General features: G+C 65.1%; 18 protein-coding genes and 1 pseudogene. 12 read left to right on the top strand and 7 right to left on the bottom strand.

The window, feature by feature from the left end; all coding sequences use genetic code 11:
- The first annotated feature begins 89 nt into the window (after positions 1-89).
- From fucO to B4C31_RS03325, 11 genes and pseudogenes are all read left to right on the top strand, one after another.
- Positions 90-1,241, top strand: a complete 1,152-nt coding sequence (gene fucO, locus B4C31_RS03375; protein ID WP_204465869.1) for a lactaldehyde reductase — start codon at positions 90-92, stop codon at positions 1,239-1,241.
- A gap of 290 nt (positions 1,242-1,531) precedes the next feature.
- Positions 1,532-3,058: an AI-2E family transporter gene (locus tag B4C31_RS03370; RefSeq protein ID WP_291531339.1), complete on the top strand. Its 1,527-nt coding sequence runs from the start codon at positions 1,532-1,534 to the stop codon at positions 3,056-3,058.
- On the top strand, positions 3,058-4,284 hold the full coding sequence (locus B4C31_RS03365; RefSeq protein ID WP_291531338.1) for a glycosyltransferase family 2 protein: 1,227 nt from the start codon (positions 3,058-3,060) through the stop codon (positions 4,282-4,284). Before B4C31_RS03370 ends, B4C31_RS03365 begins: the two co-directional genes overlap by 1 nt.
- A gap of 105 nt (positions 4,285-4,389) precedes the next feature.
- Positions 4,390-5,280: an ABC transporter ATP-binding protein gene (locus B4C31_RS03360; protein WP_414631832.1), complete on the top strand. Its 891-nt coding sequence runs from the start codon at positions 4,390-4,392 to the stop codon at positions 5,278-5,280.
- The gene (locus B4C31_RS03355; protein WP_291531337.1) at positions 5,277-6,914 is read left to right on the top strand and encodes an ABC transporter permease; all 1,638 of its coding nucleotides are present in this window, start codon (positions 5,277-5,279) and stop codon (positions 6,912-6,914) included. Before B4C31_RS03360 ends, B4C31_RS03355 begins: the two co-directional genes overlap by 4 nt.
- 28 nt (positions 6,915-6,942) lie before the next feature.
- A complete protein-coding gene (locus tag B4C31_RS03350) occupies positions 6,943-8,400 on the top strand; it encodes a D-alanyl-D-alanine carboxypeptidase/D-alanyl-D-alanine-endopeptidase (RefSeq protein WP_291531336.1) in 1,458 nt (485 codons plus the stop codon).
- A 1-nt stretch (position 8,401) separates the two neighbouring features.
- Positions 8,402-9,613, top strand: coding sequence for a tRNA lysidine(34) synthetase TilS (gene tilS / locus B4C31_RS03345; protein WP_291531335.1), 1,212 nt, complete (start codon positions 8,402-8,404; stop codon positions 9,611-9,613).
- The gene (gene hpt / locus B4C31_RS03340) at positions 9,582-10,139 is read left to right on the top strand and encodes a hypoxanthine phosphoribosyltransferase (RefSeq protein ID WP_287544380.1); all 558 of its coding nucleotides are present in this window, start codon (positions 9,582-9,584) and stop codon (positions 10,137-10,139) included. Before tilS ends, hpt begins: the two co-directional genes overlap by 32 nt.
- 1 nt (position 10,140) lies before the next feature.
- Complete coding sequence (gene ftsH, locus B4C31_RS03335; protein ID WP_291531334.1) at positions 10,141-12,219, top strand: ATP-dependent zinc metalloprotease FtsH; 2,079 nt, start codon at positions 10,141-10,143, stop codon at positions 12,217-12,219.
- 297 nt (positions 12,220-12,516) lie between these two features.
- Positions 12,517-13,044: pseudogene (locus tag B4C31_RS03330) on the top strand (2-amino-4-hydroxy-6-hydroxymethyldihydropteridine diphosphokinase); the annotation flags it as partial.
- A complete protein-coding gene (locus B4C31_RS03325; protein ID WP_291531333.1) occupies positions 13,041-13,577 on the top strand; it encodes a DUF3180 domain-containing protein in 537 nt (178 codons plus the stop codon). The pseudogene B4C31_RS03330 and the gene B4C31_RS03325, both read left to right, overlap by 4 nt.
- A 61-nt stretch (positions 13,578-13,638) precedes the next feature.
- Here the strand turns inward: B4C31_RS03325 and B4C31_RS03320 are convergent, their stop codons facing one another.
- The 5 genes from B4C31_RS03320 to B4C31_RS03300 all read right to left on the bottom strand — a co-directional run bounded on the left by B4C31_RS03320 (position 13,639) and on the right by B4C31_RS03300 (position 19,242).
- The gene (locus tag B4C31_RS03320) at positions 13,639-14,541 is read right to left on the bottom strand and encodes an acyl-CoA thioesterase (RefSeq protein ID WP_291531332.1); all 903 of its coding nucleotides are present in this window, start codon (positions 14,539-14,541) and stop codon (positions 13,639-13,641) included.
- A gap of 346 nt (positions 14,542-14,887) precedes the next feature.
- Positions 14,888-16,564 carry an energy-dependent translational throttle protein EttA gene (ettA, locus tag B4C31_RS03315; protein ID WP_204386244.1) on the bottom strand — a complete coding sequence of 559 codons (1,677 nt, stop codon included), beginning with the start codon at positions 16,562-16,564 and terminating at the stop codon, positions 14,888-14,890.
- Between the two features lie 90 nt (positions 16,565-16,654).
- A complete protein-coding gene (locus tag B4C31_RS03310) occupies positions 16,655-17,074 on the bottom strand; it encodes a peptide deformylase (protein WP_291531331.1) in 420 nt (139 codons plus the stop codon).
- A 133-nt stretch (positions 17,075-17,207) separates the two neighbouring features.
- The gene (locus B4C31_RS03305) at positions 17,208-18,131 is read right to left on the bottom strand and encodes a serine hydrolase domain-containing protein (protein WP_291531330.1); all 924 of its coding nucleotides are present in this window, start codon (positions 18,129-18,131) and stop codon (positions 17,208-17,210) included.
- A 91-nt stretch (positions 18,132-18,222) separates the two neighbouring features.
- Positions 18,223-19,242: a DMT family transporter gene (locus B4C31_RS03300; protein ID WP_291531329.1), complete on the bottom strand. Its 1,020-nt coding sequence runs from the start codon at positions 19,240-19,242 to the stop codon at positions 18,223-18,225.
- 235 nt (positions 19,243-19,477) lie between these two features.
- Here B4C31_RS03300 and B4C31_RS03295 point away from each other — a divergent pair, with 235 nt between their 5' ends.
- Positions 19,478-20,140 carry a YczE/YyaS/YitT family protein gene (locus tag B4C31_RS03295; protein ID WP_291531328.1) on the top strand — a complete coding sequence of 221 codons (663 nt, stop codon included), beginning with the start codon at positions 19,478-19,480 and terminating at the stop codon, positions 20,138-20,140.
- Here the strand turns inward: B4C31_RS03295 and B4C31_RS03290 are convergent.
- Complete coding sequence (locus tag B4C31_RS03290) at positions 20,088-21,584, bottom strand: ATP-binding protein (RefSeq protein WP_291531347.1); 1,497 nt, start codon at positions 21,582-21,584, stop codon at positions 20,088-20,090. The genes B4C31_RS03295 and B4C31_RS03290 overlap by 53 nt on opposite strands.
- Before the next feature lie 305 nt (positions 21,585-21,889).
- The coding region (locus tag B4C31_RS03285) for an O-acetylhomoserine aminocarboxypropyltransferase/cysteine synthase family protein (protein ID WP_291531327.1) at positions 21,890-23,013 on the bottom strand (1,124 nt) is incomplete at its 5' end.

Here is a 23,013-nt window from a genome sequence, read left to right as displayed (position 1 = left end):
CAGCGTCGCCGCTAAGATTGGAAACCGTCGGTCGCCCTCAACGATGAGCGATCCACAACGAACGAACCAGGACTCAAAGGAGGTCTTGTATGGTCTATCGCATGATTTTCAACCAGGAGGCGTACTTCGGCCGCGGCGCGATCAAGCAGATTCCGGACGTGGCCAAGGCGCACGGCTTCACCAAGGCGTTCATCGTCACCGATCCGGTGCTGATCGAAACCGGCACCGTCAAGAAGGTCACCGACGTGCTCGACGAGGCGGGCATGCCGTATGAGGTCTTCAGCAACGTCCAGCCGAACCCGCCGGTCGAATGCATCAAGGACGGCGTGGCCAAGTTCGCCGACGCCGGCGCCGACTTCCTGATCGGTCTGGGCGGCGGCTCCCCGCAGGACACCTGCAAGGGCATCGGCATCGTCACCGCCAACCCCGAATTCGCCGACGTGCTCTCACTGGAGGGTGTGGCCGCCACCAAGAACCCGTCCGTGCCGATCTTCGGCGTGCCGACCACCGCCGGCACCGCTTCGGAGACCACCATCAACTACGTGATCACCGACACGGCGAACAAGCGCAAGTTCGTGGCCGTCGACCCGCATGACATCCCGATCGTGGCCTTCGTGGACCCGGATCTGACCGACACCCAGCCGCGCTCGCTCAAGGTGGCCACCGGTTTGGACGCGCTGACCCACGCCATCGAGGGCTATATCACCCCGGGTGCGTGGAGCCTGTCCGACTGCCTGTCGATGCAGACCATCCGCATGATCGCCAAGAACCTGGCCAAGTCCGCCGAGGGCGACATCCCCGCCGGCGAACAGATGGCGTACGCCTCCTATATCACCGGCATGGCCTACTCGAACGTCGGCCTGGGCCTGGTGCACGGCATGGCGCACCCGCTGGGCGGCCGCCTCGGCGTGGCCCACGGCGTGGCCAACGGCATCCTGCTGGCGCCGGTCATGGAATACAACAAGGAGTACACCGGCGAGAAGTACCGTGACATCGCCGACGCGTTCGGCGTCCAGGACGCCTACACCGGCGACCTCGACCACGTGCGTGACGAGGCGGTTGAGGCGGTGCGCAAGCTCACCAAGGATCTCGGCAACCCGACCACGATCTCCGAGGTCGGCGCCACCGAGGCCGACCTGGAGGGGCTGGCCCATGACGCGTTCAACGATGTGTGCACGCCGGGCAACCCGCGTCAGGCCACCGAGGAGGACATCTACGCGATCTACAAGTCGCTGATGTAATCCGACATTGGCGCCTTGTGCGTTGCGGGGCCCGTTCCGATCCGTTCGGAACGGGCTCTTTTGCTGTAGGGGAGTGGTGGTCGTGCGCCAAAAAGGCCTCCAGGCCGTGCCGTATTGGTCCGTTTGCTGCATGAGCACGGTGAATGTGCATCGGTTGGGCTTTTCGGCGGCCTTCTGATGGTCCTTTCGCCGCATACGCATGCGGTGGCATACGCCGAAAGGTCCCGGAACCGCTCCGCCGCCGGCGCATTGGGGGCGTGTGGCCTGCGTCCGCCGTACAATAGGGCCTCATGAGCAATGATCAGGATGACCTGAAGATCGATTTCGCTTCGGTGTTTCCGGCGAAGGGGGATGCGCGCCGACCTCCGGAATGGTACGGCCGCGCCCTGCTGTACACCGCCATAGCCGTGTTCCTGGCGTATTTCGCGTGGCGGTCATGGGGCAAGGTGTCCGGCGTGGTGCTGGATGTGGTCATCTCCCTGTTCCTGGCGCTCGCCATCGAACCGGTGGTGCTGCTGCTGGTGCGGCATGGCTGGAAGCGCGGCGTGGCCTCGGCCGTCAGCTTGATCGGCTTGGGTGCGGTGATCGTCGCGCTGCTGGCCCTGTTCGGCAACATGTTCGTGCAGCAGGCCATCTCGATGGTCAAGGGACTGCCGGGCGTCTATGACGAGATCTCCCGCACCGTGGAACAGTACACGTCGTTCAAACTGCCGGAGATCCAGAACCTGGGCAGTGAGATCTTCAACAACATCCAGACCTCCTGGGTCACGGATTTCGCCGGTCAAGCGTTAAGCACCACCATGGGGTTGTTCGGTTTCCTGCTTGATCTGCTGACCGCGGTCATGGTGACCTACTACCTGTCCGCCGCCGGCCCCAAGCTGCGCCGCAGCCTGTGCCAGTGGCTCGGACCGGCCACGCAGCGCCGGTTCCTGCTCGGCTGGACCATCGTGCAGGACCAGATCTCCAACTTCCTGTTCTCCCGCACGATCCTGGCCGCGATCAACGCCGCGTGCACGGCCGTGTTCCTCGACCTGATCCACGTGCCCTACTGGCTGCCGCTGGCCCTGTTCTGCGGCATCGTCTCCCAGTTCATCCCGACTGTCGGCACCTATATCGGCGGCGCGCTGCCGGTGCTGTTCGCCTGGGGGTCCAACGGCATCACGTACGCGGTGGGCGTGCTGGTGTACATCGTGGTCTACCAGCAGATCGAGAACCTGATCCTCTCGCCGAAGATCTCCCAGCGCACCATGGACCTGAACCCGGCGGTCGCGTTCCTGGCCGTGTTGGTGTTCGGCGGCGTGTTCGGCGCGCTGGGCGCGTTCCTGGCCCTGCCGATCACCGCCAGCCTGCAGGCCATCTTCAAGGTGTACACCATCCGGTACGAGCTGGTCGACTCCCCGTTGATGGACGATCCGAAGCCGGTGAAGAAGTCGAAGATTGTGGCCGGCGCCGAGGCGTTCAGCGATCACGTCATCAAGCCAATGAGCGACCATATGCCCCGTGCGGCCAGGGGGTCCAGCGCCCGCGTGCCGTCCGACGACAACTTCGAACGGCTGCGTGAGCTGTATCAGATGCCCACGGCCGAGGACCTCGACGGGTCTCAGACCGTGGCCATCCCCAAGCGTGTGCCCCCCGCGACCGGCGGCAAGCCCGTGCTTGCGGGTGCGGAACCGGACAACGAGGATATCCCCGGATCCGACGACGGTCCCGAGGCCGCCACGGCCGTCGTGGCAGCAGATCGCGGCGCGGAAACGGACGGGACGGATGCCGCAGCGCCGAAGCCGAACATCGACAATCCCAGAAGCGGGTGGCGCTGATGGTGCTGCTGAGTGTACTGGACGTCCTACTGGCCATCATCGGCGCCGCCGGACTGCTGTATCAGGGCGTATGCATCCTGGTCTCCCTGTTCAGCAAGCCGGTGCGGTTCCCGGAGGCGCCGATGGACAAGCGGTTCGCGGTGCTGATCTCCGCGCGCAACGAATCGAACGTCATCGGCAACCTCATCGATTCGATCCACGGGCAGACTTATCCGACCGACCTCATCGACATCTGGCTGGTGGCGGACAACTGCACCGACGACACCGCCGACGTGGCCCGTAGCCTCGGCTGCCATGTCATCGAACGGTTCAACCAGGAGCAGATCGGCAAGGGCTACGCGCTGACCTATCTGTTGGACCGCATGCAATCCGCCGGCGAGGCGCAGCGGTATGACGCGTTCTTCGTCTTCGACGCCGACAACCGGCTCGACCCGCACTATATCGCCGAGATGAACAAGGCGTTCCAATCCGGGTTCCGCATCCTGACCAGTTACCGCAACTCTGTGAACCTGTCCGACAACTGGGTGTCCTCCGGCTCGGCACTGTGGTTCATCAGGGAATCCCGATTCCTGAACTCCTCGCGCATGCGCCTGGGCACCAGCTGCCATGTGGGCGGCACCGGGTTCATGTTCTCCCGGGAGATCATGAACCGCAACAAGGGCTGGAAGTTCCACCTGCTGACCGAGGACTTGGAATTCACGATGGACTCGGTGCTGCACGGCGACCGTGTGGGCTACTGCGGCACCGCGATCCTGTACGATGAGCAGCCGGTCACGTTCCGCCAGAGCTGGCGGCAACGTCTGCGCTGGAGCAAGGGGTTCCTGCAGGTGTTCCGCTATTACGGGCCCGCGCTGATCAAACGTGCGGTCAGGGAACGCGACTTCTCCGCCGTGGATTTGACGCTGCTGATCTGCCCGTTTATGGTGCTTGGCGTCATCCGCCTGGTGCTGGGACTGCTGTTCGCCGCATTCGGTTTCGTGACCTGGCCCAGTCAGCTGGCGTCTCTGACCAACTGGTCCTCCGTGATCGTTACCAGCATGCTGTCGCTGATGGCGCTCGCGGCGTTGACGATCATCGTGGAACGCGATCAGATCGGCGCCACGAACAAGGAGCTGTTCGCCTACGTACTGAGCTTCCCGATCTACATGCTGAGCTATGTGCCGATCTCCTTCCAGGCCATCTTCTCCAAGGCCGAATGGAAGCCGATCGTGCATAAAGGCTCCTGATTCCGCCCCGCCGCGACACGCCGCGCGATGCGGCCGTTTCCCCCGATTTGCCGCGGGGGAGGGGTAAGCCATTTGCCGTAATGAGCACCCGGTATGCTGGAGCCTATGACGATAGACACATCCCAGTCATCCGTCGGTTTTGACCCGACGCCGAACGCGCCGGCGGCACCAGCCCCCACGCCCATGGTCCCCGCGAACCCGTCGGCGGCCATGTCAATCCGAGGCCTATTCAAGCGCTTCGGAGATAAGGTGGCCGTCAACGGCCTGTCCCTGGACATCCCGGTCGGTTCGTTCTACGGGCTTGTCGGCCCCAACGGGGCGGGCAAGACGACCACGCTGAACATGGTGACCGGGTTGCTGGTGCCGGACGCCGGCACGGCCATGATCCTGGGCCATGACGTGTGGAGCGACGTGAACCGTGCCAAGCGTTCGATCGGCGTCATGCCGCAGTCGGACCAGATCTTCGACCGGCTGACCGGTCTGCAGCTGCTGGTGTATTCCGGCATGCTGCGGGGCATGGGGCGTGCGGAGACCGTCAAACGCGCCCATGACCTGCTGGGCGCCTTCGACCTGGAGCAGGCCGCCAACAAGATGGTCGTCGATTATTCGGCCGGCATGACCAAGAAGATCTGTCTGGCCGCCGCCATGATTCACAGCCCGCGCGTGCTGGTGCTCGACGAGCCGTTCGAATCGGTCGATCCGGTGTCCAGCGCCAACCTCAAGGACATCCTCATCGAATACGCGCGCACCGGCGGCACGGTGATCATCTCCTCGCATGTCATGGCGCTGGTTGAGAAGATGTGCACGCATGTGGCGGTCATCAACCAGGGCCAGGTGTGCGCGGCGGGCACGGTTGAGGAGGTGGCCGCCGGCGAGGACCTGGAGGACCGGTTCCTGCAGCTGGTCGGCGGGCGTCACGCCGCCGCGCACCTGTCGTGGCTGGATGGCGGCGCGGACGAACCGTCCGCCGTTCCGGCGATCGGTTCGGAGGCATGATGGACACCGTACTGACGATCGTCCGTCTGCGCTGGGCCCTGACGTGGGCGGCGCTGCGCAAATCGGTGTGGCAGACCATCGGGTATGTGATCTCGCTGCTGATGGGCGTCGCCGTGGTCGTCGGCACCGGCCTGCTGGCCTGGTTCCTGGGCGATCCCGCGGGAGTGAACAACGCGGCGGGATTCGCGCAGGGCCTGGAGGTGATTGTGGTGCTGCTGGGCGCGTTCATCACCCTCATGACCGCCTTCGCCCAGCTCATGCTGATCGGCGAGAGCTCCACCATGAGCCCGCGCAAGCTCGAACTCTACGGCATACCGGACCGCACGCTGCAGGCGGGGCTGCTGGCCGCCGGACTGTCCGGCATCCCGGCCATCTGCGCCATCATCGCACTGATGCTCTGGTCCCTGGCCTACCGGTGGATGGGCATTGGCGTGCTCGTCGCGGCGATCATCGCCGCCCCGCTGACCGTCATCACCGTCGTGAGCTTCTCGAAGATGGTCATCAACGCCGCCACCACGCTGGTTCGTTCGAACCGCGGCAAGAACCTGTTCTATATCATCGTCACGCTTGCGTTCGTGGCGATCTGCTATGTGCCGAGCATCACGCTGAATTCTTCGATGGAGGGTATCGAGTTCAGCGTCGAGGCCTTCGCCGCGCCGGCGGCCGTGTTCGCGTGGACGCCGTTCGGCGCCGCGTTCCAGCTGCCGTTCGATGTGCTGCACGGAGCCTGGGGGCCGTTGATCGGCCGACTGGCCGTGTTGGCGCTCAGCTGGGTGCTCTGCTTCATGGCCTCCACCTGGTGCCTGCGGCATGAGCGCCTGGTGTCGGGCAGCCAGAGCGAGGCGGTGTCGGTCAAGGGCATCGGCGCGTTCTCGTGGATGCCTGACGGCGTCTCCGGCGCGGTGTCGGCCCGCCTGTTCACCTATCTCAAGCGCGACCCGCGGCAGGGCCTGATGTTTGCGTTCCCGGTGGTCTTCCTCATCCTGATGGCCTTCCAGTCGCACGGCGTCACGCAGGTTGTCTGGACGGCGCTGCCGATGAGCGCCATGTTCTTCTCCCTCACCGAATCCAACGGTCTGGCCTATGACGGCCGGGGCTTGACCATGCAGGTCATCAGCGGCGTCAGTGGCGTGGCGGATCGCTTGGGGCGTGTACGCATCTACGTGGGCGTGATCCTGACGTACTTGGTGGTGCTGACGATCGCCTGCTTCGTGGTGACCGGCGACTGGCGGACCCCGGACGGCATCCTGATGGGTGTGACGTTCGCCGCGGGCGCGACATGCCTGGCCTTCTGCGGACTCGGCTTGGCCGAGGTGGTCTCCTGCGTGCTCATGTACCCGGTGCCCTCGATGGAGAAACCGTTCGCCACACCGCAGGGCCGTGCGGTGGCGCAGGGGTTCTTCCCGTTGGTCTACCTGCTCGGCATGTTCGTGCTGGCCGTGCCGTCCGGATTGGTGGCGGTCGTGCTGGCGGTGGCCGGCCAATGGGATATGTACTGGGTGCTGATTCCCGTGTTCCTGCTCAATGGCGTGGGCTTCCTGGCATTGGGTTCGTGGCTTGGCGGTAAGCTGATGGATGCTCGGATGCTGTCGATCGTCTCCACGCTCGATTCGTTCGCGTCCCTGCAGAAGTAACCGTCAGTCGCGACAAGGGGGATGGACCGTGGCACGCAGGGCGTCACGTCACCGGCACCGCAGGGCCGTTGCGGCATCACGCCGCATCGTCACCGTCGCCGTATCCGCGGTGGCCACCGCGGCGCTCGGCATCGGGTATGTGGCCGGCGACCTGACCGACGTGGTGCCCGGCGTGCTGACCCTGCAGCCGATGCGGATTCCGACGGTGCCCTCCGCCCGCACCGCGCGTGCGGCGGCCTCGGTGCTCGCGGACGCCGACCGGTCCATCCCGGTCGATGCCGCCGCCGCTGACGCGCTGATCGACACGTTCCTCGGCAGCGAGGGCGTCGGCTCGGACGTCTCGATCGCCATCGCTGGCGCCGACGGCACCGTGGTGGCGGAACGCAACGCCGACATCGTCCGTGAACCTGCCTCGACGATGAAAACGTTAACCGCGCTGGCGGCGGCCACCGTGCTGGACCTGTCGGACACGCTGGATACCGAGACCTACCTGATCCAGCAGGAGGGACAGACGCCCACGCTGGTGCTCAAGGGCAACGGCGACATGCTGCTCGGCACCGGCGCCAGCGACCCGGACCATGTCAACGGGCGTGCCGGATTGGGCACGCTGGCGGCACAGTCCGCGGCGGCGCTGCGGCAGCGCGGCATCGACCGGGTCCGACTCGTCTACGACGACACATTGTTCGGCGAGCAGCGGTATCCCTCCCGCATCGAGGAGAACAACCCCGACAACCTGTATTACGCGCCGGTCTCCGCCCTGGCGGTCGACGGCGGGCGCAACTGGAACGGCGAGCCGCCGGACGATCCCGACCTGTACACCGGGTATGCCGAACTGTCGACGCAGCCCGCGGCCGATGCCGCCGCAGTGTTCGCGACGCGATTGGGCGAGAACGGCATCGCGGTCGATGGCGAAGTGACCTCGGGCGTCGCACCGCAGGGCCAGTCGCCGCTGACGTCGGTCAGCTCGGCCCAGCTGAGCGAGATCATGGCGTTCATGATGCGGCATTCGGACAACACGTTGGCCGAGGAATTCGGCCGGTTGACGGCGTTGGCGGCCGGACGGGAGAACTCGCCGCACGGCGCCACGCAGGCGGTCGCCGTCACATTGCAGGATCTCGGCGTCGATACCGCCCAGCTGACGATGGCCGACTGCTCGGGGCTGGCTCCGGGTTCAAGTCTGAGCGTGCGCACGCTGATCGGCGTGCAGTCCCGGATATTGGCCGGAGGCGCCGGATCGGTGGTGGCAGGGGCGCTGTCGGTGCCCGGACTGATCGGCACGGCCGCCGGCCGGCTCGACGACGAAGCCGTTGCGGGGCTGCTGCGGGTGAAAACCGGCACCTTGGGCACGGTGACCTCGATGACCGGCAACGTGTCACGGTTGAACGGCGGCGTGCTCTGTTTTGCCGTGGTGGTCAACAACCCGGAGAACGCGTGGGAGGCGGCCCACGCCGTCGACGTGTTCATGGCCAATCTGCCGGGGCTGTGAGATGGCGTACAGCAGTCAGATCCGTGCGGCCGTGGGGGCGGTACGCGAATCCCTGGCCGGCGTCGGCGTGGGGGTACAGGATCGACGGTTCACCCGACACGGCGAGCACGATCCGTTGCCGGATGCGCCGCTGGTATTGGTGGCGTGTTCGGGAGGACGCGATTCGATGGCGCTGGCGGCCGTGGCACGGACCGTATGCGCCTCACTGGGCGTGCGCTGCGGTGCGGTCATCATCGATCACGGTCTGCAATCGGGCTCGGGACGGGTGGCGCGGGAGACGGCGGACCGTTGCGAACGGCTGGGGCTGGCCCCGGTGACGCTGCGCGCGGTGCAGGTGCGGGAAGGCGGCACCGGTGTGGAGGCCGCGGCACGTGACGCCCGATACCGGGCGTTGGCGGCTGCGGCACGAGAATACGATGCGTCGGCGGTGCTTTTGGCCCACACCCGTGACGATCAGGCCGAGACGGTGCTGCTGGGGCTGCTGCGCTCCGGCGGCATCGATGCGATAGCCGGCATGCCGCCCATGTTAGACCGCGACGGGGTGCTGTTCGTGCGGCCGTTCTTGGAACTGGGGCGTGCCGACACGACGGCGATCTGCGAGCAGCTGCGCGTGGCGTGGTGGGACGACCCCACCAATGGGGAGGCCGCGGAGGGGCCGCTGGATGCACGGTATCCGCTGCGCTCCCGCATCCGGCACGATCTGATGCCCGCATTGGCCCGCTTCATGGGGGCCGATGTGTCGGCGGTGCTGGCGCGTGGCACCCGAAGCGCGCGGCATGACAAGGAGTATCTGGACGCCGAGGCGGAACGTGCGTTGGCCGACGTGGCACGCTTCGTCGGCACGGCCGATGCCGTCGCCGGTGCCGACGGTACCGACGCTACGGGTGCGGCGGGCGCAGCGGAGCCTGCGGGCGCGGATGCCGTGCGGGCGGGGGAGCGCCGCGAACGGAGTTCGGTACTGCTGTTCGATGCGCGGAAACTCGGTGCATTGCATCCGGCGATTCGGCGGCGCGTCATCGCCCATGGGCTGGCGTCCGTAGGCGTGACGGGCAACCAGCGGCAGGTCGAGGCCATCGAGCGGCTGGCCGTGGATTGGCATGGTCAGGGAGCTGTGAACCTTTCCGGCGGATATTCAGCAAATCGCCAGAAACACGTCATTCGCGTGTGCCAAGATGGGATGCATGAAAATCGCGGATGTTCAGGATCAGATTGACCATGAGCTGATCAGCAAGGCTCAGATCGACAGTAAAATCGCGGAGTTGGCCGCGCAGGTCAGTGAGGATTACCGGGGACGGGACCTCCTGCTGGTGGCGGTGCTCAAGGGGGCGGTGAACACGTTGGTCGCCTTCTCCCAGGCGCTCAGCATCCCCGTGCAGATGGATTTCATGAGCCTGTCCAGCTATGGAGCCGGTACGGTCAGCAGCGGCACGGTAACGGTACGGCAGGATCTGTCGGTTGATGTTCGCGGGCGGCACATTCTGATCGTGGAAGATATCGTTGATTCAGGACGTACGCTGGCATGGCTGGTCGACGAGCTGAAACGCCGTGGTGCCGCCTCCGTGGAGGTCATGGCCCTACTGCAGAAGCCGTCCCGCCGAGAGGTGGATGTGGACGTGAAGTACAGCGGATACGAAATCCCCGACGAGTTCGTGGTCGGTTTCGGCCTGGATTACGCCGAACGGTACCGCAACCTCGATTCGATCGCCGTGCTGAAGCCGGCAGTATACCAAGGAGCGTGATATGAGCTATCCCCAGGGGCCTCAACAGCCGTCGGGCAATGGCGGCAACAATAACGGCAACGGCAACTGGCCGCCCAACCCGTTCAACCGCGATGGGGGCAACCGCGGCGGCAGCGATCCCAAGCCGGTATGGCGTTCGCCCTGGCTGTGGGGCGTGGCCATTGTGGTGCTGGCCATCCTGATGTTCCAGCTGTTCGCCGGCACCGGTCGTCAGACCATCGACACCAAGGACGGCATGCAGTTGCTGAAGGGCGGCGGCGTGACCTATGCGAACATCATCGACAACCGGCAGCTTGTCCAGCTGGACCTGAGCCAGGACTTCACCAAGCAGGACCCGGACACCGGCCGTGAACGCAACTACGGCAAGGAGGTGCAGTTCTACTACACCTTCGCGCAGGGCGGCGACGTCATCGACAGCGTGGAGAAGGCCAACCCCTCCAAGGGCTGGACCTCCAGCATGCAGCAGACCAGCGTCTGGAGCTACCTGATCAGCTCGATCCTGCCGTTCATCATTATCTTCGGCATCTTCTGGTTCGCCATGAGCCGCATGGGCGGCGCGGGCGGCATGTTCGGCATGGGCGGCAAGAAGAACAACGGCAAGCTGCTGGAAGGCCAGACGCCCAAGACCAAGTTCGCCGACGTGGCGGGCGAGGACGCCGCCGTGCAGGAGGTCGAGGAGATCAAGGACTTCCTCAAGGACCCGTCCAAGTACAAGGCGCTCGGCGCCCGCATCCCGCGCGGCGTGCTGCTGTACGGCCCTCCGGGTACCGGTAAGACGTTGCTGGCGCGCGCCATCGCCGGCGAGGCGGGCGTGCCGTTCTACTCGATGGCCGGCTCGGACTTCGTCGAGATGTTCGTGGGTCTCGGCGCCTCCCGTGTGCGCGACCTGTTCGACGAGGCGAAGAAGAACGCCCCCGCCATCATCTTCATCGACGAGATCGACGCCGTCGGACGCCGCCGTGGCTCCGGCATGGGCGGCGGCCATGACGAACGCGAGCAGACCCTGAACCAGCTGCTCGTGGAGATGGACGGCTTCGATAACGATACGAACCTGATCATCATCGCGGCCACCAACCGTCCCGATGTGCTCGACCCCGCGCTGCTGCGCCCCGGCCGTTTCGACCGCCAGGTGGCCGTGGAGGCCCCGGACCTGGAAGGCCGTGAGGCCATCCTCAAGGTACACGCCAAGGGCAAGCCGTTCGTGCCGGATGTGGACCTGCACGCCATCGCCGTGCGTACGCCGGGCTTCACCGGCGCCGACCTGGCCAACGTGCTCAACGAGGCCGCGCTGCTGTGCGCCCGCGCCGGCGCCCAGCTCATCGACAACCGCGCCATCGACGAGGCCATCGACCGCGTGATGAGCGGGCCGAAGCGCAAGTCCAAGGGCATGGCCCTCGACGAGCTGCGCAACACCGCCTACCATGAGGGCGGTCACGCGCTGGTCGCCGCGGCGCTGCGCCACACCGACCCGGTCACCAAGATCACCATCCTGCCGCGAGGCCGCGCGCTCGGCTACACGGCCGTCATGCCGACCGAGGACCGCTACTCGCAGTCGCGCAACCAGCTGCTCGACCAGATGGCGTACGCGATGGGCGGCCGCACCGCCGAGGAGATCGTCTTCCACGACCCGACCACCGGCGCCTCGAACGATATCGAGAAGGCCACGGCCATCGCACGCAAGATGGTCGTCGAATACGGCTTCTCCTCGCAGCTCGGGGCCATCAAGTGGGCCGACGATGACGATCAGACCACGGTGATGGACGGTCTGCAGCCGCGCAAGTACTCCGACCGCACGGCCGAGATCATCGACCAGGAGGTGCTCAAGCTCGTCGAGACCGCGCACACCGAGGCGTGGACGATCCTCAACGAGAACCGTGACATCCTCGACGAGCTGGTCCGTCAGCTGCTGGTCAAGCAGACGTTGAACGAGAAGGAGGTCGCCGCAATCTTCGCGAACATCCGGAAGGCCCCGGAACGCGAGGTGTGGCTCTCCAACGAACACCGTCCGGACTCCGATCTGCCGCCGGTGCCGATTCCCGAATCACTCAAGCGCTCGGTGGGCATGGGCGCCGGCGAGTGATCCGGCTCCGAACGGACAGCGAACCATAGAGGCGAGGGGCATGCCGTCTGACGATGGCACGCCCCTCGTTGCGGAAAGGAAGGGGAACCAACGATGACCGACAATCGTGAACCGGTCCACATCGGCGTCACGGTGCAATTGACCGAGGAACAGACGCAGGCGCTCGCCGCCGGGCGGGCCGTGGACATTGTGGTGCGGCTCGTGCCGGACGGCTCCGAAACCTGCGGCGAGTCCCCTGCAGGCATGGGAGCCGCCGCGATGGAACCCTCCTCGGACAACGGCACATCGTATGCACATCAGGAGAGCGTGCGGGAGTCATCGCCCACGGCGGGGGAGTCGTTGCCTGGCACGGTGTCGCGCCGCGCCGTCGTGTCCCTGGACAGCACCCTGCCGGAGGCGGAGACGCTGTTCCGGTCGGCCATCGTCTCGCTGGACGCCATACCCGGCAACGAGATCGAAGGCATCTCGCCGCTGTACCACGTCTCCAACTTCGACGGACCGGACGCCATGGCCGCCGTCGTGCAGCTGCATACCCGGCTCGATGCGCGCAGCCTGATCGGCGCGCTCGGCACCATCGAGGCGGCGCATGCCGACCAGATCGATCTGGATCTGGTCGACATGGAGGGCGTTTCCAGCAACGAGCCTAACTGCCGGGTGCCTTGGCCGTCCGCGGCCCAGAGGGCGCAGGTGCTGGCGCCGTGGTTCGACATGGATCCGGACGCCCGGCTGGGCGGAGACCCGGTATCGTTCCTGCTGGCCATGGCGCCGGATGCCGGCAGAGTGGGCGTCCTGTCCGACGATTGGATCCTTGGGGGTGAACGATGAAGGTGCGTCGAACCCCATGGTGGTATTACCTGGTGGCGCTGATCATCGGTCTTGCGGGCGGCGTCGGCCTGGGCATGCTCGACGAGCGTATGGCCACGTCATTGCTCGGTGCACCATGGTTCGTGGATGTGGTGCTAATGGCGATGGGCATTGCGGTGCTGGCCCTGGCTCTGCAGGTGCACGCCTATGCCAACACCGACCCTGCCAAGCGTCCGCACGCGTTCATCAACCCGCAGCGGGCCATGATCACGCTGGTGTTGTCCAAGGCGTTGGGGCTGGCCGGCGCCGCGCTCGCCGGCTGGTACGGCGGGCAGGCCCTGATGTGTCTGACGCATCTGGAGGCCTCGTACTATCACGATGCCGCCGTGGAGTGCGCCATCGCGCTGGTGATCTGCATCATTGACATGATCATCGGCATCGTTTCGGAAGGGCTGTGCCAGCTGCCGCCGGATGAGGGCGCGGAGAATCCCAAGCTCAAGCGCGCCGAACGCCGTCGCCGACTCCAGCAGGCCGCCGCCAAAACCGCGAAATGAAATGTGGCGTGCCCTTCCGTAGGGAAGGTACACGCCATACTTCGAAGCGGAGAAAACCGGCTCAGCGTTCCTCGGGCACACGGATCATCGCCTCCTGCGCCATCACGGCCACGAGCGAACCGTCCTGCGTGTAGACCTTTGCAGCGCCCAGGCCGCGGCCGTGACCGGCGGTGGGGGTGTCCTGCACGTACAGGTGCCACTGGTTGATGTCGATATCGCGGTACCACCACATCGAATGGTCGATCGAGGCATAGGAGATGCCCGGCGTCATCAGGCTCAGCCCCGCACGGCGCAGAATCGGCTCCAGCATGATCTGGTCGCAGCCGAGCGCCAGCATCGCCCGGTGCATGATCTGCGGCGCCTCCACCTGACCGGCCGCTCGCATCCACACCATCTGCTTGCCCGAGTCGTTCGCCGCGCTCTTCTTATCCGCACCCAGCATCACCGTGCGGGTCACATGGCGGATATCGAACGGCGACTTCTCCGCGTAATACCGGGCGAACGGCGACTGGTCGGCGAACGGCTGCATCAACTCGCGCGCGCTGGTCAGCGTCTCCGGATCGGGGATGCCGGCCGGCATCGGGTCGGAGAACTCCACGCCATGCTGGCCATGCTCCTGGAAGCTGGCGATGGCGGTGAGGATCGCGCCGTCGGACTGCGTCACGTTGACCCGACGGGCCGAGAACGAACGCCCGTCGCGCAGCGATTCCACATCGAACAGCAAATCCTGATGGATGTCGCCGGCCTTGATGAAATACCCGTGGATGGAATGCGGCAGGCGGGTGGGGGAGACGGTCTTTGAGGCCGCGACCACGGACTGCGCGATGACCTGGCCACCGTAGACGCGACCGGTGGGGAAGTACAGCGCCTCGCCCTGGATGTAGGTGTGGCCGCGGTCCTCGGACGGGTCCCCCAGTCCCAGCACCTTGAGGAGACGTTCCATGGCGGTGGTTTCGTCGGTCATCGATTGCTCCCTCCGATTGCTTACACTGTGAATCAAGTACTGTGATGCAGTCTAGTCGCTGATGGTAACGGCATACGACCACGCATGTCGAGGTTCGTATGGGCTGGAGCCGTGTACCGTCCCTTTCCCGTGTGGGTGCTGCACTCCCCACGTCCGTGTTGTCACCCATCGACGACAACACGCACTCGTGGTGGTGTCCAAGTGTCCGTGTTGTCGCATGTCGGCGACAACACGGCGTGCAGCGGTCGTCCTAGCGTCCGTGTTGTCGCGGGTATATGACGAAACGCCGCTGGACGGGTCCGGACGGACACCGTTCGGCGGCGTTTCGTTCGTATGGGTATCTGGCTTAGCGGGTCAGCTTGCGGTGCAGGCGGTGCGGACGGGCCGCATCCTCACCCAAGCGGGCCACCTTGTTCTCCTGATAGGCCTGGAAGTTGCCCTCGAACCAGTACCAGCGGGCCGGATTCTCGTCATCGCCCTCCCACGCTAGGATATGCGTGGCGATGCGGTCCAGGAACCAACGGTCGTGGCTGATGACCACGGCGCAGCCCGGGAACTCGATCAGCGCGTTCTCCAACGATTCGAGCGTCTCGACGTCCAGATCGTTGGTGGGCTCGTCGAGCAGCAGCAGGTTGCCGCCCTGCTTCAGGGTCAGCGCCAGATTCAGGCGGTTGCGCTCGCCACCGGAGAGCACGCCGGTCAGCTTCTGCTGGTCGGAACCCTTGAAGCCGAAGCTGGCCACGTAGGCGCGGGTCGGCACCTCCACGCCGCCGACCTCAATGAAGTCCAGCCCGTCGGAGACGGCCTCCCACAGGTTCTTCTTCGGGTCGAGACCCGCGCGGTTCTGGTCCACGTAGCTGATCTTGACGGTTTCACCCACGGTCAGCTCGCCAGAGGTGAGCGGTTCCAGGCCGACGATCGTCTTGAACAGCGTGGACTTGCCGACGCCGTTCGGACCGATCACGCCGACGATGCCGTTGCGCGGCAGCGTGAAGCTCAGGTCGTCGATGAGCACGCGGTCGCCGAAGGCCTTGTGGATATGCTTGGCCTCCAGCACCTGCGAGCCCAGACGCGGCCCCGGCGGAATCTGGATCTCGGAGAAGTCGAGCTTCTTAGAGTTGCGTGCTTCTTGCTCCATCTGGTCGTAGCGCTCCAGACGGGCCTTGTTCTTGGCCTGACGGGCCTTCGGCGAGGAGCGCACCCATTCGAGCTCGGACTTCAGACGCTTGGCCAGCTTGGCGTCCTTGGCGCCCTGGATCTCCATACGCTTGGCCTTGGTCTCCAGATAGGTGGTGTAGTTGCCCTTGTACGGGTACAGATGGCCGCGGTCCACCTCGCAGATCCACTCCGCCACATTGTCCATGAAATAGCGGTCGTGGGTCACGGCGATGACGGCGCCCTGATACTGGTGCAGGAACTGCTCCAGCCACAGAATCGACTCGGCGTCCAGGTGGTTGGTGGGCTCGTCGAGCAGCAGCAGGTCCGGCGCCTCAAGCAGCAGCTTGCACAGCGCCACGCGGCGGCGCTCGCCGCCGGAGCACACGGAGACCGGGGTATCCGGATCCGGGCACTGCAGCGCGTCCATCGCCTGTTCGAGCTGCGAGTCCAGATCCCAGCCGTTCGCGGCGTCGATCTCGGTCTGCAGCGCGCCCATCTCCTCCATCAGCGCATCGAAGTCGGCATCCGGGTTCGCCATCTCCTCGCCGATCTGGTTGAAGCGGGCGACCTTCTCGGCGATCTCGCCGAACGCCATCTTGATGTTCTCGCCGACGGTCTTGGTGTCGTCCAGCGGCGGCTCCTGCTGCAGGATGCCGACCGTGAAGCCCGGGGTCAGATACGCCTCGCCGTTCGAGACGGTCTCGATGCCGGCCATGATCTTGAGCAGCGTAGACTTGCCCATGCCGTTCGGGCCCACCACGCCGATCTTGGCGCCGGGCAGGAAGCTCAGCGTCACATCGTCAAGAATCGCGCGGTCGCCGTAGGACTTGCGTGCCTTGATCATCTGATAAATGAATTCAGCCAAAGTGATCCCATCCTCTAGGAATTCGATTGGTCACATACGTTCACCATTATTCCCCAAGCGGTCTACAGACCGTACGGAACGGGCGTCGGCTCAGATGATGATGCCGTTGCAGTGATCCACCTCGTGCTGGATGATCTGCGCGGTCCAGCCGGTGAACGTGGCATGGCGTTCGCGCATACGGCGATCCTGATAGTCCACCTCGATGCGCCGGTACCGCAGCGTGCGGCGTTCCCCTTTGAGCGACAGGCACCCCTCGGTGGTGTCGAACGCGCCGTCCGCGGCGGTGATGTGCGGGTTGAACATCGTGGTGACCCGGCCGCCCAGCTCCTCATCCACGAACACGATGATCGCCTTGGTCGCGCCGATCATATTCGCTGCCATGCCGACGCAACGCGAGCGGTTCGCCTCCAACGTGTCGCGCAGATCGTCCGCGATCGGCAGGTCCTCGGCACTCGCCGGCTCGGCAGGGCGGCGCAGGAACGAAACGGAGGTCATGATTGGTCGTTGCATGGTGGTCCTTTCCGAAACCGATATGAAATGAGCTCTGGACGGCGTCGACGGGTTCAAACGTTGTTGATGACGTTACCGCGAGTATGCGGCACATCATGCCGGTCACGGTTTGCCGTGCGCTTCGTAACCGGAGTCAGACGCACAACGGCAACAGCAGATGCTCATGCAGCGCCGGGCGCACCACATTGTCGAAATCGCCGGTTTCCGGGCATTGCACGGCCACGACCAATCCCTGATCCGGCAGAATGGTCGTGATCTGCCCGTACGCCCCATCGGCGCGGTAAGCGCCTGGATACGGGGACATCCAGAACTGGAATCCATACCCGCAGGTCCAGATATTGGTGACCGGGATATCAATCTGCTTGGACGACGCCATCCTCACCCATTCCTCGCCGACGATGCGCCGGCCATGCCATACACCGCCATTGAGATACACCTGACCGAGCTTGAGCATATCCGTCAGCGTCATATGGATGCCGCCGCCGGCGATATGGTGGCCTTGCGGATCGGCCTCCCACATGGGGAATCCCTGATCCAGCTTGGAGAACACCGTGCGGAACAGGTACTCGCCCAGCCGTTCGCCGGTGGCCTGTTCCAACATGCGTCCAGCCAGATCCGAATCGGCGGAGGAATAGCAGAATTCCGAGCCGGGTTCCCTCTCCACGCGGCGGGTGAGCATATACGCCATGTAATCCGGTGCGCCGGTGCCTGCCCGGCGATTCTCGTTCATCAGGTACGGATGGTTGAAACCGCTGGACATCGTCAGCAGATGACGCAGCGTGATCCGCCCGAGCTCCGGCTGTGCATTGTCCGGCACATACTCAGGGAAGGCGTCGACCAGTCGGTCGTCCAGGGACAGCAGCCCTTCCTCCACGGCCACGCCGATGCCGGTGACGGCATAGCTCTTGGTATGCGAATAGATGTTGCGTGCCAGATTCGGCGTGAACCGGTACTCCTCGATGACGCGGTCGCCGTCCGCGATCGTCACTCCCTCGATCGGCAGGTGTTCCTGTTCCGCATATCGGATGAACTCATGAAACACGTTGATCTGGCTCATTGCCGCTCCTTCGATGAGGCTTCATCGCTGTACCCGGTAATCGCGCGAGGCGCATGCCGTGGCGCGATAATCATTGTATGCGCCGGTACTGTCAGCTCAGACGAATCAAGGCGATGCCGGCGACGGCGACGGCCACGCCGACGATCTGCAGCACATTGACGTGCCGCCGCGTGGCCTCAAACAGGCCGAAGCGGTCGACCAGCAGCCCGCCGGTCACCTGGCCGATCAACACCACCAGCACCGTCAGACCGGTGCCGAGCTGCGGTGACAGCCAGGAGGTCATCAGCACCACAACAGCGCCGAGCAGACCCCCGATCCACATCCATGGTGGATTATGCCCGCGGATGGCCGTGCCGAGGTCGATGCCGTGGTCACGGAACACGACCAAGGCGCACAGCAGCACAAATCCCAGAATGAACGAGACGACCGAGGCCTTGATCGGCGATCCGAGTGCCGTGCCCAGTCGTCCCAGCATGGCGGTTTGCACCGCCAACGACATGCCGCAGAGTACGCCCAATCCACGCCATAGCCAGATGCTCGGCGAGCGGGTCCCGTTCGTGGCACGGCTGTTCGTAGGGGGTTGCAACGTGTCCGCGGACCTCATTGCGGGGGTGCGCGCCGCTCCGCGCCGTCCGCTGAACAGGCTCGGACCGCCGAACAGCGCCTTGGTATCGGCGGCGGCGATCGCCATCAGTACGCCGAGGACTGCCAGCACCAGTCCGGCGGCTCGCGCTACGTTCATCGGATGGCGCGGGCTGTCCAGCCAGCCGAACTGGTCGATGAGCAGGCCCATCGTGATCTGCCCCAGCACCGGCATCAGCACGGTCTGCAGACTGCCGAGCTTGGGCAGCAGCAGGATGTTCCCGGTCATGAAGATCACGCCGAACAGTCCGGCGAACCACATCCACCATGGTCCTCGCAGCGCCGACTCCGGCACCAGCGGATACGGCCCGAGCACTAGCGCCGCAATGGTGGTGGCGGTCAGCCCCACTGTGAATGAGACCAGCGAGGCCCTGAACGGCGTGCCCACCGCTGTGCGCAGGCGCGCATTGATGGCGGTTTGCGCCGGCGTGATCACCCCGGTCAGCACGCCCAACACCAGTAATGTCACGATTCCTCCATTCCGTGCCCATTCTATCCTCACGTTCTCCGCTTCCGCGCTCGCCGCAATCCCTCGAGCCGGCGACGGTCACATTGGCCTGCGCGGTTCGCGCGCCCGGCTTTGTCGAGACGTCTGCTTTTGATGAATCGCTGGCCGGGCATCGACACCGGTGCAAGGCTGAAGCCCGGGTATGTGGGGCGGAGACTCGGAACGGAGTCCGGAAGGGAATGGAAAGGGGATTGGTGTGAATCATCTGCCGCAGCGGTTCGCGTTCTTCGCGTTGGGCGTGGTCATCAACTCGTTCGGGGTGGCCATGATCACCAAAGGTGCGCTGGGCACGTCGGCCATCTCCAGCGTGCCGTATGTGGCCAGTCTGCAGTGGCCGTTCCTGAGCTTCGGCGTGACCACATTCATCTGGAATATCCTGTTCATTCTGATTCAGCTCGCCCTGCTGCGTCGTGAATTCAAACCGTCGCAGTTCCTGCAGGTATTGGTGAATCTGCTGTTCAGCGCCATGATCGACGTGAGCATGGCGATTCTGGGCTTCCTGAACCCATCCGCGATGTGGGAGCAGTGCGCGTGCGTGGCGCTCGGCTGTGTGGTGCTGGCGTTCGGCATCGTCATCGAGCTGGCGCCGAATGTGGTGGTGGTGCCGGGCGAGGGCGTGGTGCGTGCCATCGCGCAGGTGACGAAGATCCGCGTGGGAACCGTCAAAGCGGCGTTCGATATCACGTTGATCGTCATCGCCGGGGTCATGTCCCTGATCTGCTTCCACGAACTGCGCGGCGTGGGCGTTGGCACGGTGATTTCCGCCTTGCTGGTCGGGCCGATCATCAATGTGATCAACCGTGTGTTCACGTTCCAGCAGCGTATCCGCGCGCTGGCCCTGTCCCGCGACGGGCGTTGACGCCTGGCTGCCTGGTTGTCACAGGGCCGGGAATGGTGACGCGGAACCGATCGAGCGAATTGTCGATGCGCACCGGTTCGCGCGCCTCGCTGCGCAGCGCGGCGCCGATCTGTAGGTATCCGGTGCCGTTGTCCCGCAGCACGGTGCCGCCGTCCGGATAGGGGGTGGACTGCAGCAGCGAGAACAGGAACGCGTTGCGCGTGGAGGTGGAGGCCTCATGGGTGAGCCGTTGCTTGGAGACCGCGCCGAACAGGCCGCCCGGGTTCGAGACCTCGATCCGGTCGGTGAACACGTCCACATGCACGGGCGTGCCGAGCGCGTCCGGGGAGTAGTCGCGGTGGGTCAACGCGTTGGCGATGGCCTCGCGCAGCACCAGCTGCGGGTACATCGGAGGCTGCGACGGCTGTGCGCCGGAATTGGCGTCGCTGGTGCCGGACGTCCACGTCATCAGCGAGGTGACCGCGTCGTCGATCATGACCGGGATCGGGCCGGTGATGGTTTCGGAGGCGACAAGCTGTGCGCTGCCGGTGAACACGTCGGCGCGTGAGGTGCCAGGGTAGACGGCGATGGTGACGTTGAGCCGGGGGAAGAACTTCTGCGGATACCGGCCGACGGCGAGCAGCCCCGCGAGCGTGGGGTGCGGTGCGGATGCGATTCGTGTCGTCTCGTCCGTGCCGGTGTTCGTGCCGATGGCCGTACCGGTGTTCGCACCGTCTTCCGTATCCGCGGTTTCCGCCGGGGCATGATCCGCCGCATGTTTCACGGCATGTTCCACGGTGTCATCTACGGTGTCGTTCGCGGGGCGGTCGGCTGGCACGCGCCTCAGGATGCGCAGATCCAGCATCATATCCGTGTCGGAGCGTTCCGCGAAGACATGAGGGTGGCGTTCGCGCTCGCGTTCGAGCAGCGCGTGAACGAGTTTGGGATTCAGATCGTCGAGCGTGGCTTCCGGCACGACCGCGATGTCGTGCTCGGGCTGGCGCTGCTCCTCAAGCAGACGGTCGACCTCGTAGGCGGTCATCTTGCGGTCGCCGTCGCCGGTGCGGATGTAGGAGCCGCCGTGCGGGCCAATCGAGGAGATGAAGCAGGGCTTCTCGCGCGGCAGCATCTCGTCGATGACGGCGAACACCAGATTCGCTCCCTCGAACGGGCAGGTCACGATCACCGGGCGGACCACCGGCGTGAGTTTCTCGCAGGCCTGGCTCAGCGCCTCCTGCATCGCGCGTGCGTCGAAGTCCTCGACCGGCGTGAACCCGGCTTTCTCGCTCAGTCCCAGGATGATGTACCCGCCGTTGCCGTTGGAGAACGCGGACAGCGTTTCGGTGATGGTGGAGCTGATCTTGCGCTTGCATTCCTTGACCTCGCACTGTTGCGTATCGTTGCCGATGACGCGCATCAGTGCGATGAGCTCGGTCATCTTGGCCGTGTAGTCGTCGTTGTCCATCGCGCCTCCAAGGGTGTGCCGCTGTCGCTCGGTGACGGTCGTACTCCGGTCGTACTCCATCTGACTCCATCTGTACTCCGTCCGCCGCAGGCTCCTGTCACCCATCCTATGCCGACGGCGACGCGTGCACGGCGACGTCGGCCAGGCATGTCGCCACACCACCGCGGATAACGGGGCCGACGCGGGACGGGCGGGACGCAACAGGGGCAGGTTTCGCGTCGCCCGTGAATCGGATACGATAAGGCCCGCGACGGGAACGTCCCCGCCGCGGGCCCTACCACCAGGTATGATCACGCGGAATGCGATTACAGCACCGCGTCCATCGCCTGCTTGAGATCGGCGATGATGTCGTCGGCGTTCTCGATGCCGCAGCTCAGACGCACCAGGTCGATGCCGACCCCGGCCTCCTCCAGCTGCTCCTCGGTGAGCTGGCGGTGCGTGGTGCCGGCCGGATACAGCGCGCAGCTGCGGGCGTCAGCCACATGCGTGGCGATCGAGATCATCTTGAAGTGGTCGAGCAGCGCGGAGACCTTGTCGCGGCCGCCGGGCACGCCGAAGGAGATCACGCCGCAGGTGCCGTTCGGCATGTACTTTTGGGCGGTCTCGTAGTACTTGTCGCCGGGCAGGCCGGGGAACTGTACCCAGCTGACGCGCGGATCGGCGTCGAGGAACTCGGCCACCTTCTGCGCGTTCTCGCAGTGGCGCTGCATGCGCACGGCCAGAGACTCCAGATGCATGCCCATGATCCACGAATTCATCGGCGCCGGGGTGGAGCCGAAGTCGCGCATCAGCTGCGCGGTCGCCTTGGTGATGAACGCGCCCTTGCCGAAATCCTTCGCGTAGGTCACGCCATGGTAGGAGTCATCCGGCGTGGTCAGGCCCGGGAACTTGTCCGCATGAGCCATCCAGTCGAAGTTGCCGGAGTCCACGATCGCACCGCCCACGCAGGAGCCGTGGCCGTCCATGTACTTGGTGGTCGCATGGGTCACGATGTCCACGCCGTACTCGAACGGACGGCAGTTGATCGGGGTGGGGAACGTGTTGTCCACGATGATCGGCACGCCGTGGTCATGCGCGGCGGAGACGAACTTGTCGAAGTCGAGCACGATCAGCGCCGGATTCGAGATCGATTCGGCGAACACGGCCTTGGTGTTCGGTTGGAACGCGGCGTCCAGCTCCTCCGGCGTGCAGTCGGGGCTCACGAACGTGCACTCGATGCCCATCTTGCGCATCGTCACGTTGATCAGATTGAACGTGCCGCCGTAGATCGCTGACGAGGCGACGATGTGGTCGCCCGCATTGCAGATGTTGAACAGCGCGAAGAAGTTCGCCGCCTGGCCGGACGAGGTCAGCATCGCGGCCGCGCCGCCCTCCATCTCGCAGATCTTCGCCGCCACCATGTCATTCGTCGGGTTCTGCAGGCGGGTGT

This window comes from Bifidobacterium sp. UBA4282, assembly GCF_002394995.1.
GTDB lineage: Bacteria > Actinomycetota > Actinomycetes > Actinomycetales > Bifidobacteriaceae > Bifidobacterium > Bifidobacterium pullorum_B.
The sequence above is the reverse complement of the archived record's forward strand: the minus strand, read 5'-3'. Positions and strand labels throughout refer to the sequence as shown.

Coding starts and splice junctions, on each gene's coding strand:
- B4C31_RS03360 (WP_414631832.1), top strand. CDS start 4,390: ATGACGATAGACACATCCCAGTCATCCGTCGGTTTTGACCCGACGCCG.
- hpt (WP_287544380.1), top strand. CDS start 9,582: ATGAAAATCGCGGATGTTCAGGATCAGATTGACCATGAGCTGATCAGC.
- B4C31_RS03305 (WP_291531330.1), bottom strand. CDS start 18,131: ATGAGCCAGATCAACGTGTTTCATGAGTTCATCCGATATGCGGAACAG.
- ftsH (WP_291531334.1), top strand. CDS start 10,141: ATGAGCTATCCCCAGGGGCCTCAACAGCCGTCGGGCAATGGCGGCAAC.
- B4C31_RS03370 (WP_291531339.1), top strand. CDS start 1,532: ATGAGCAATGATCAGGATGACCTGAAGATCGATTTCGCTTCGGTGTTT.
- B4C31_RS03355 (WP_291531337.1), top strand. CDS start 5,277: ATGATGGACACCGTACTGACGATCGTCCGTCTGCGCTGGGCCCTGACG.
- B4C31_RS03290 (WP_291531347.1), bottom strand. CDS start 21,584: ATGGACAACGACGACTACACGGCCAAGATGACCGAGCTCATCGCACTG.
- B4C31_RS03320 (WP_291531332.1), bottom strand. CDS start 14,541: ATGACCGACGAAACCACCGCCATGGAACGTCTCCTCAAGGTGCTGGGA.
- tilS (WP_291531335.1), top strand. CDS start 8,402: ATGGCGTACAGCAGTCAGATCCGTGCGGCCGTGGGGGCGGTACGCGAA.
- B4C31_RS03325 (WP_291531333.1), top strand. CDS start 13,041: ATGAAGGTGCGTCGAACCCCATGGTGGTATTACCTGGTGGCGCTGATC.
- fucO (WP_204465869.1), top strand. CDS start 90: ATGGTCTATCGCATGATTTTCAACCAGGAGGCGTACTTCGGCCGCGGC.
- B4C31_RS03365 (WP_291531338.1), top strand. CDS start 3,058: ATGGTGCTGCTGAGTGTACTGGACGTCCTACTGGCCATCATCGGCGCC.
- B4C31_RS03310 (WP_291531331.1), bottom strand. CDS start 17,074: ATGCAACGACCAATCATGACCTCCGTTTCGTTCCTGCGCCGCCCTGCC.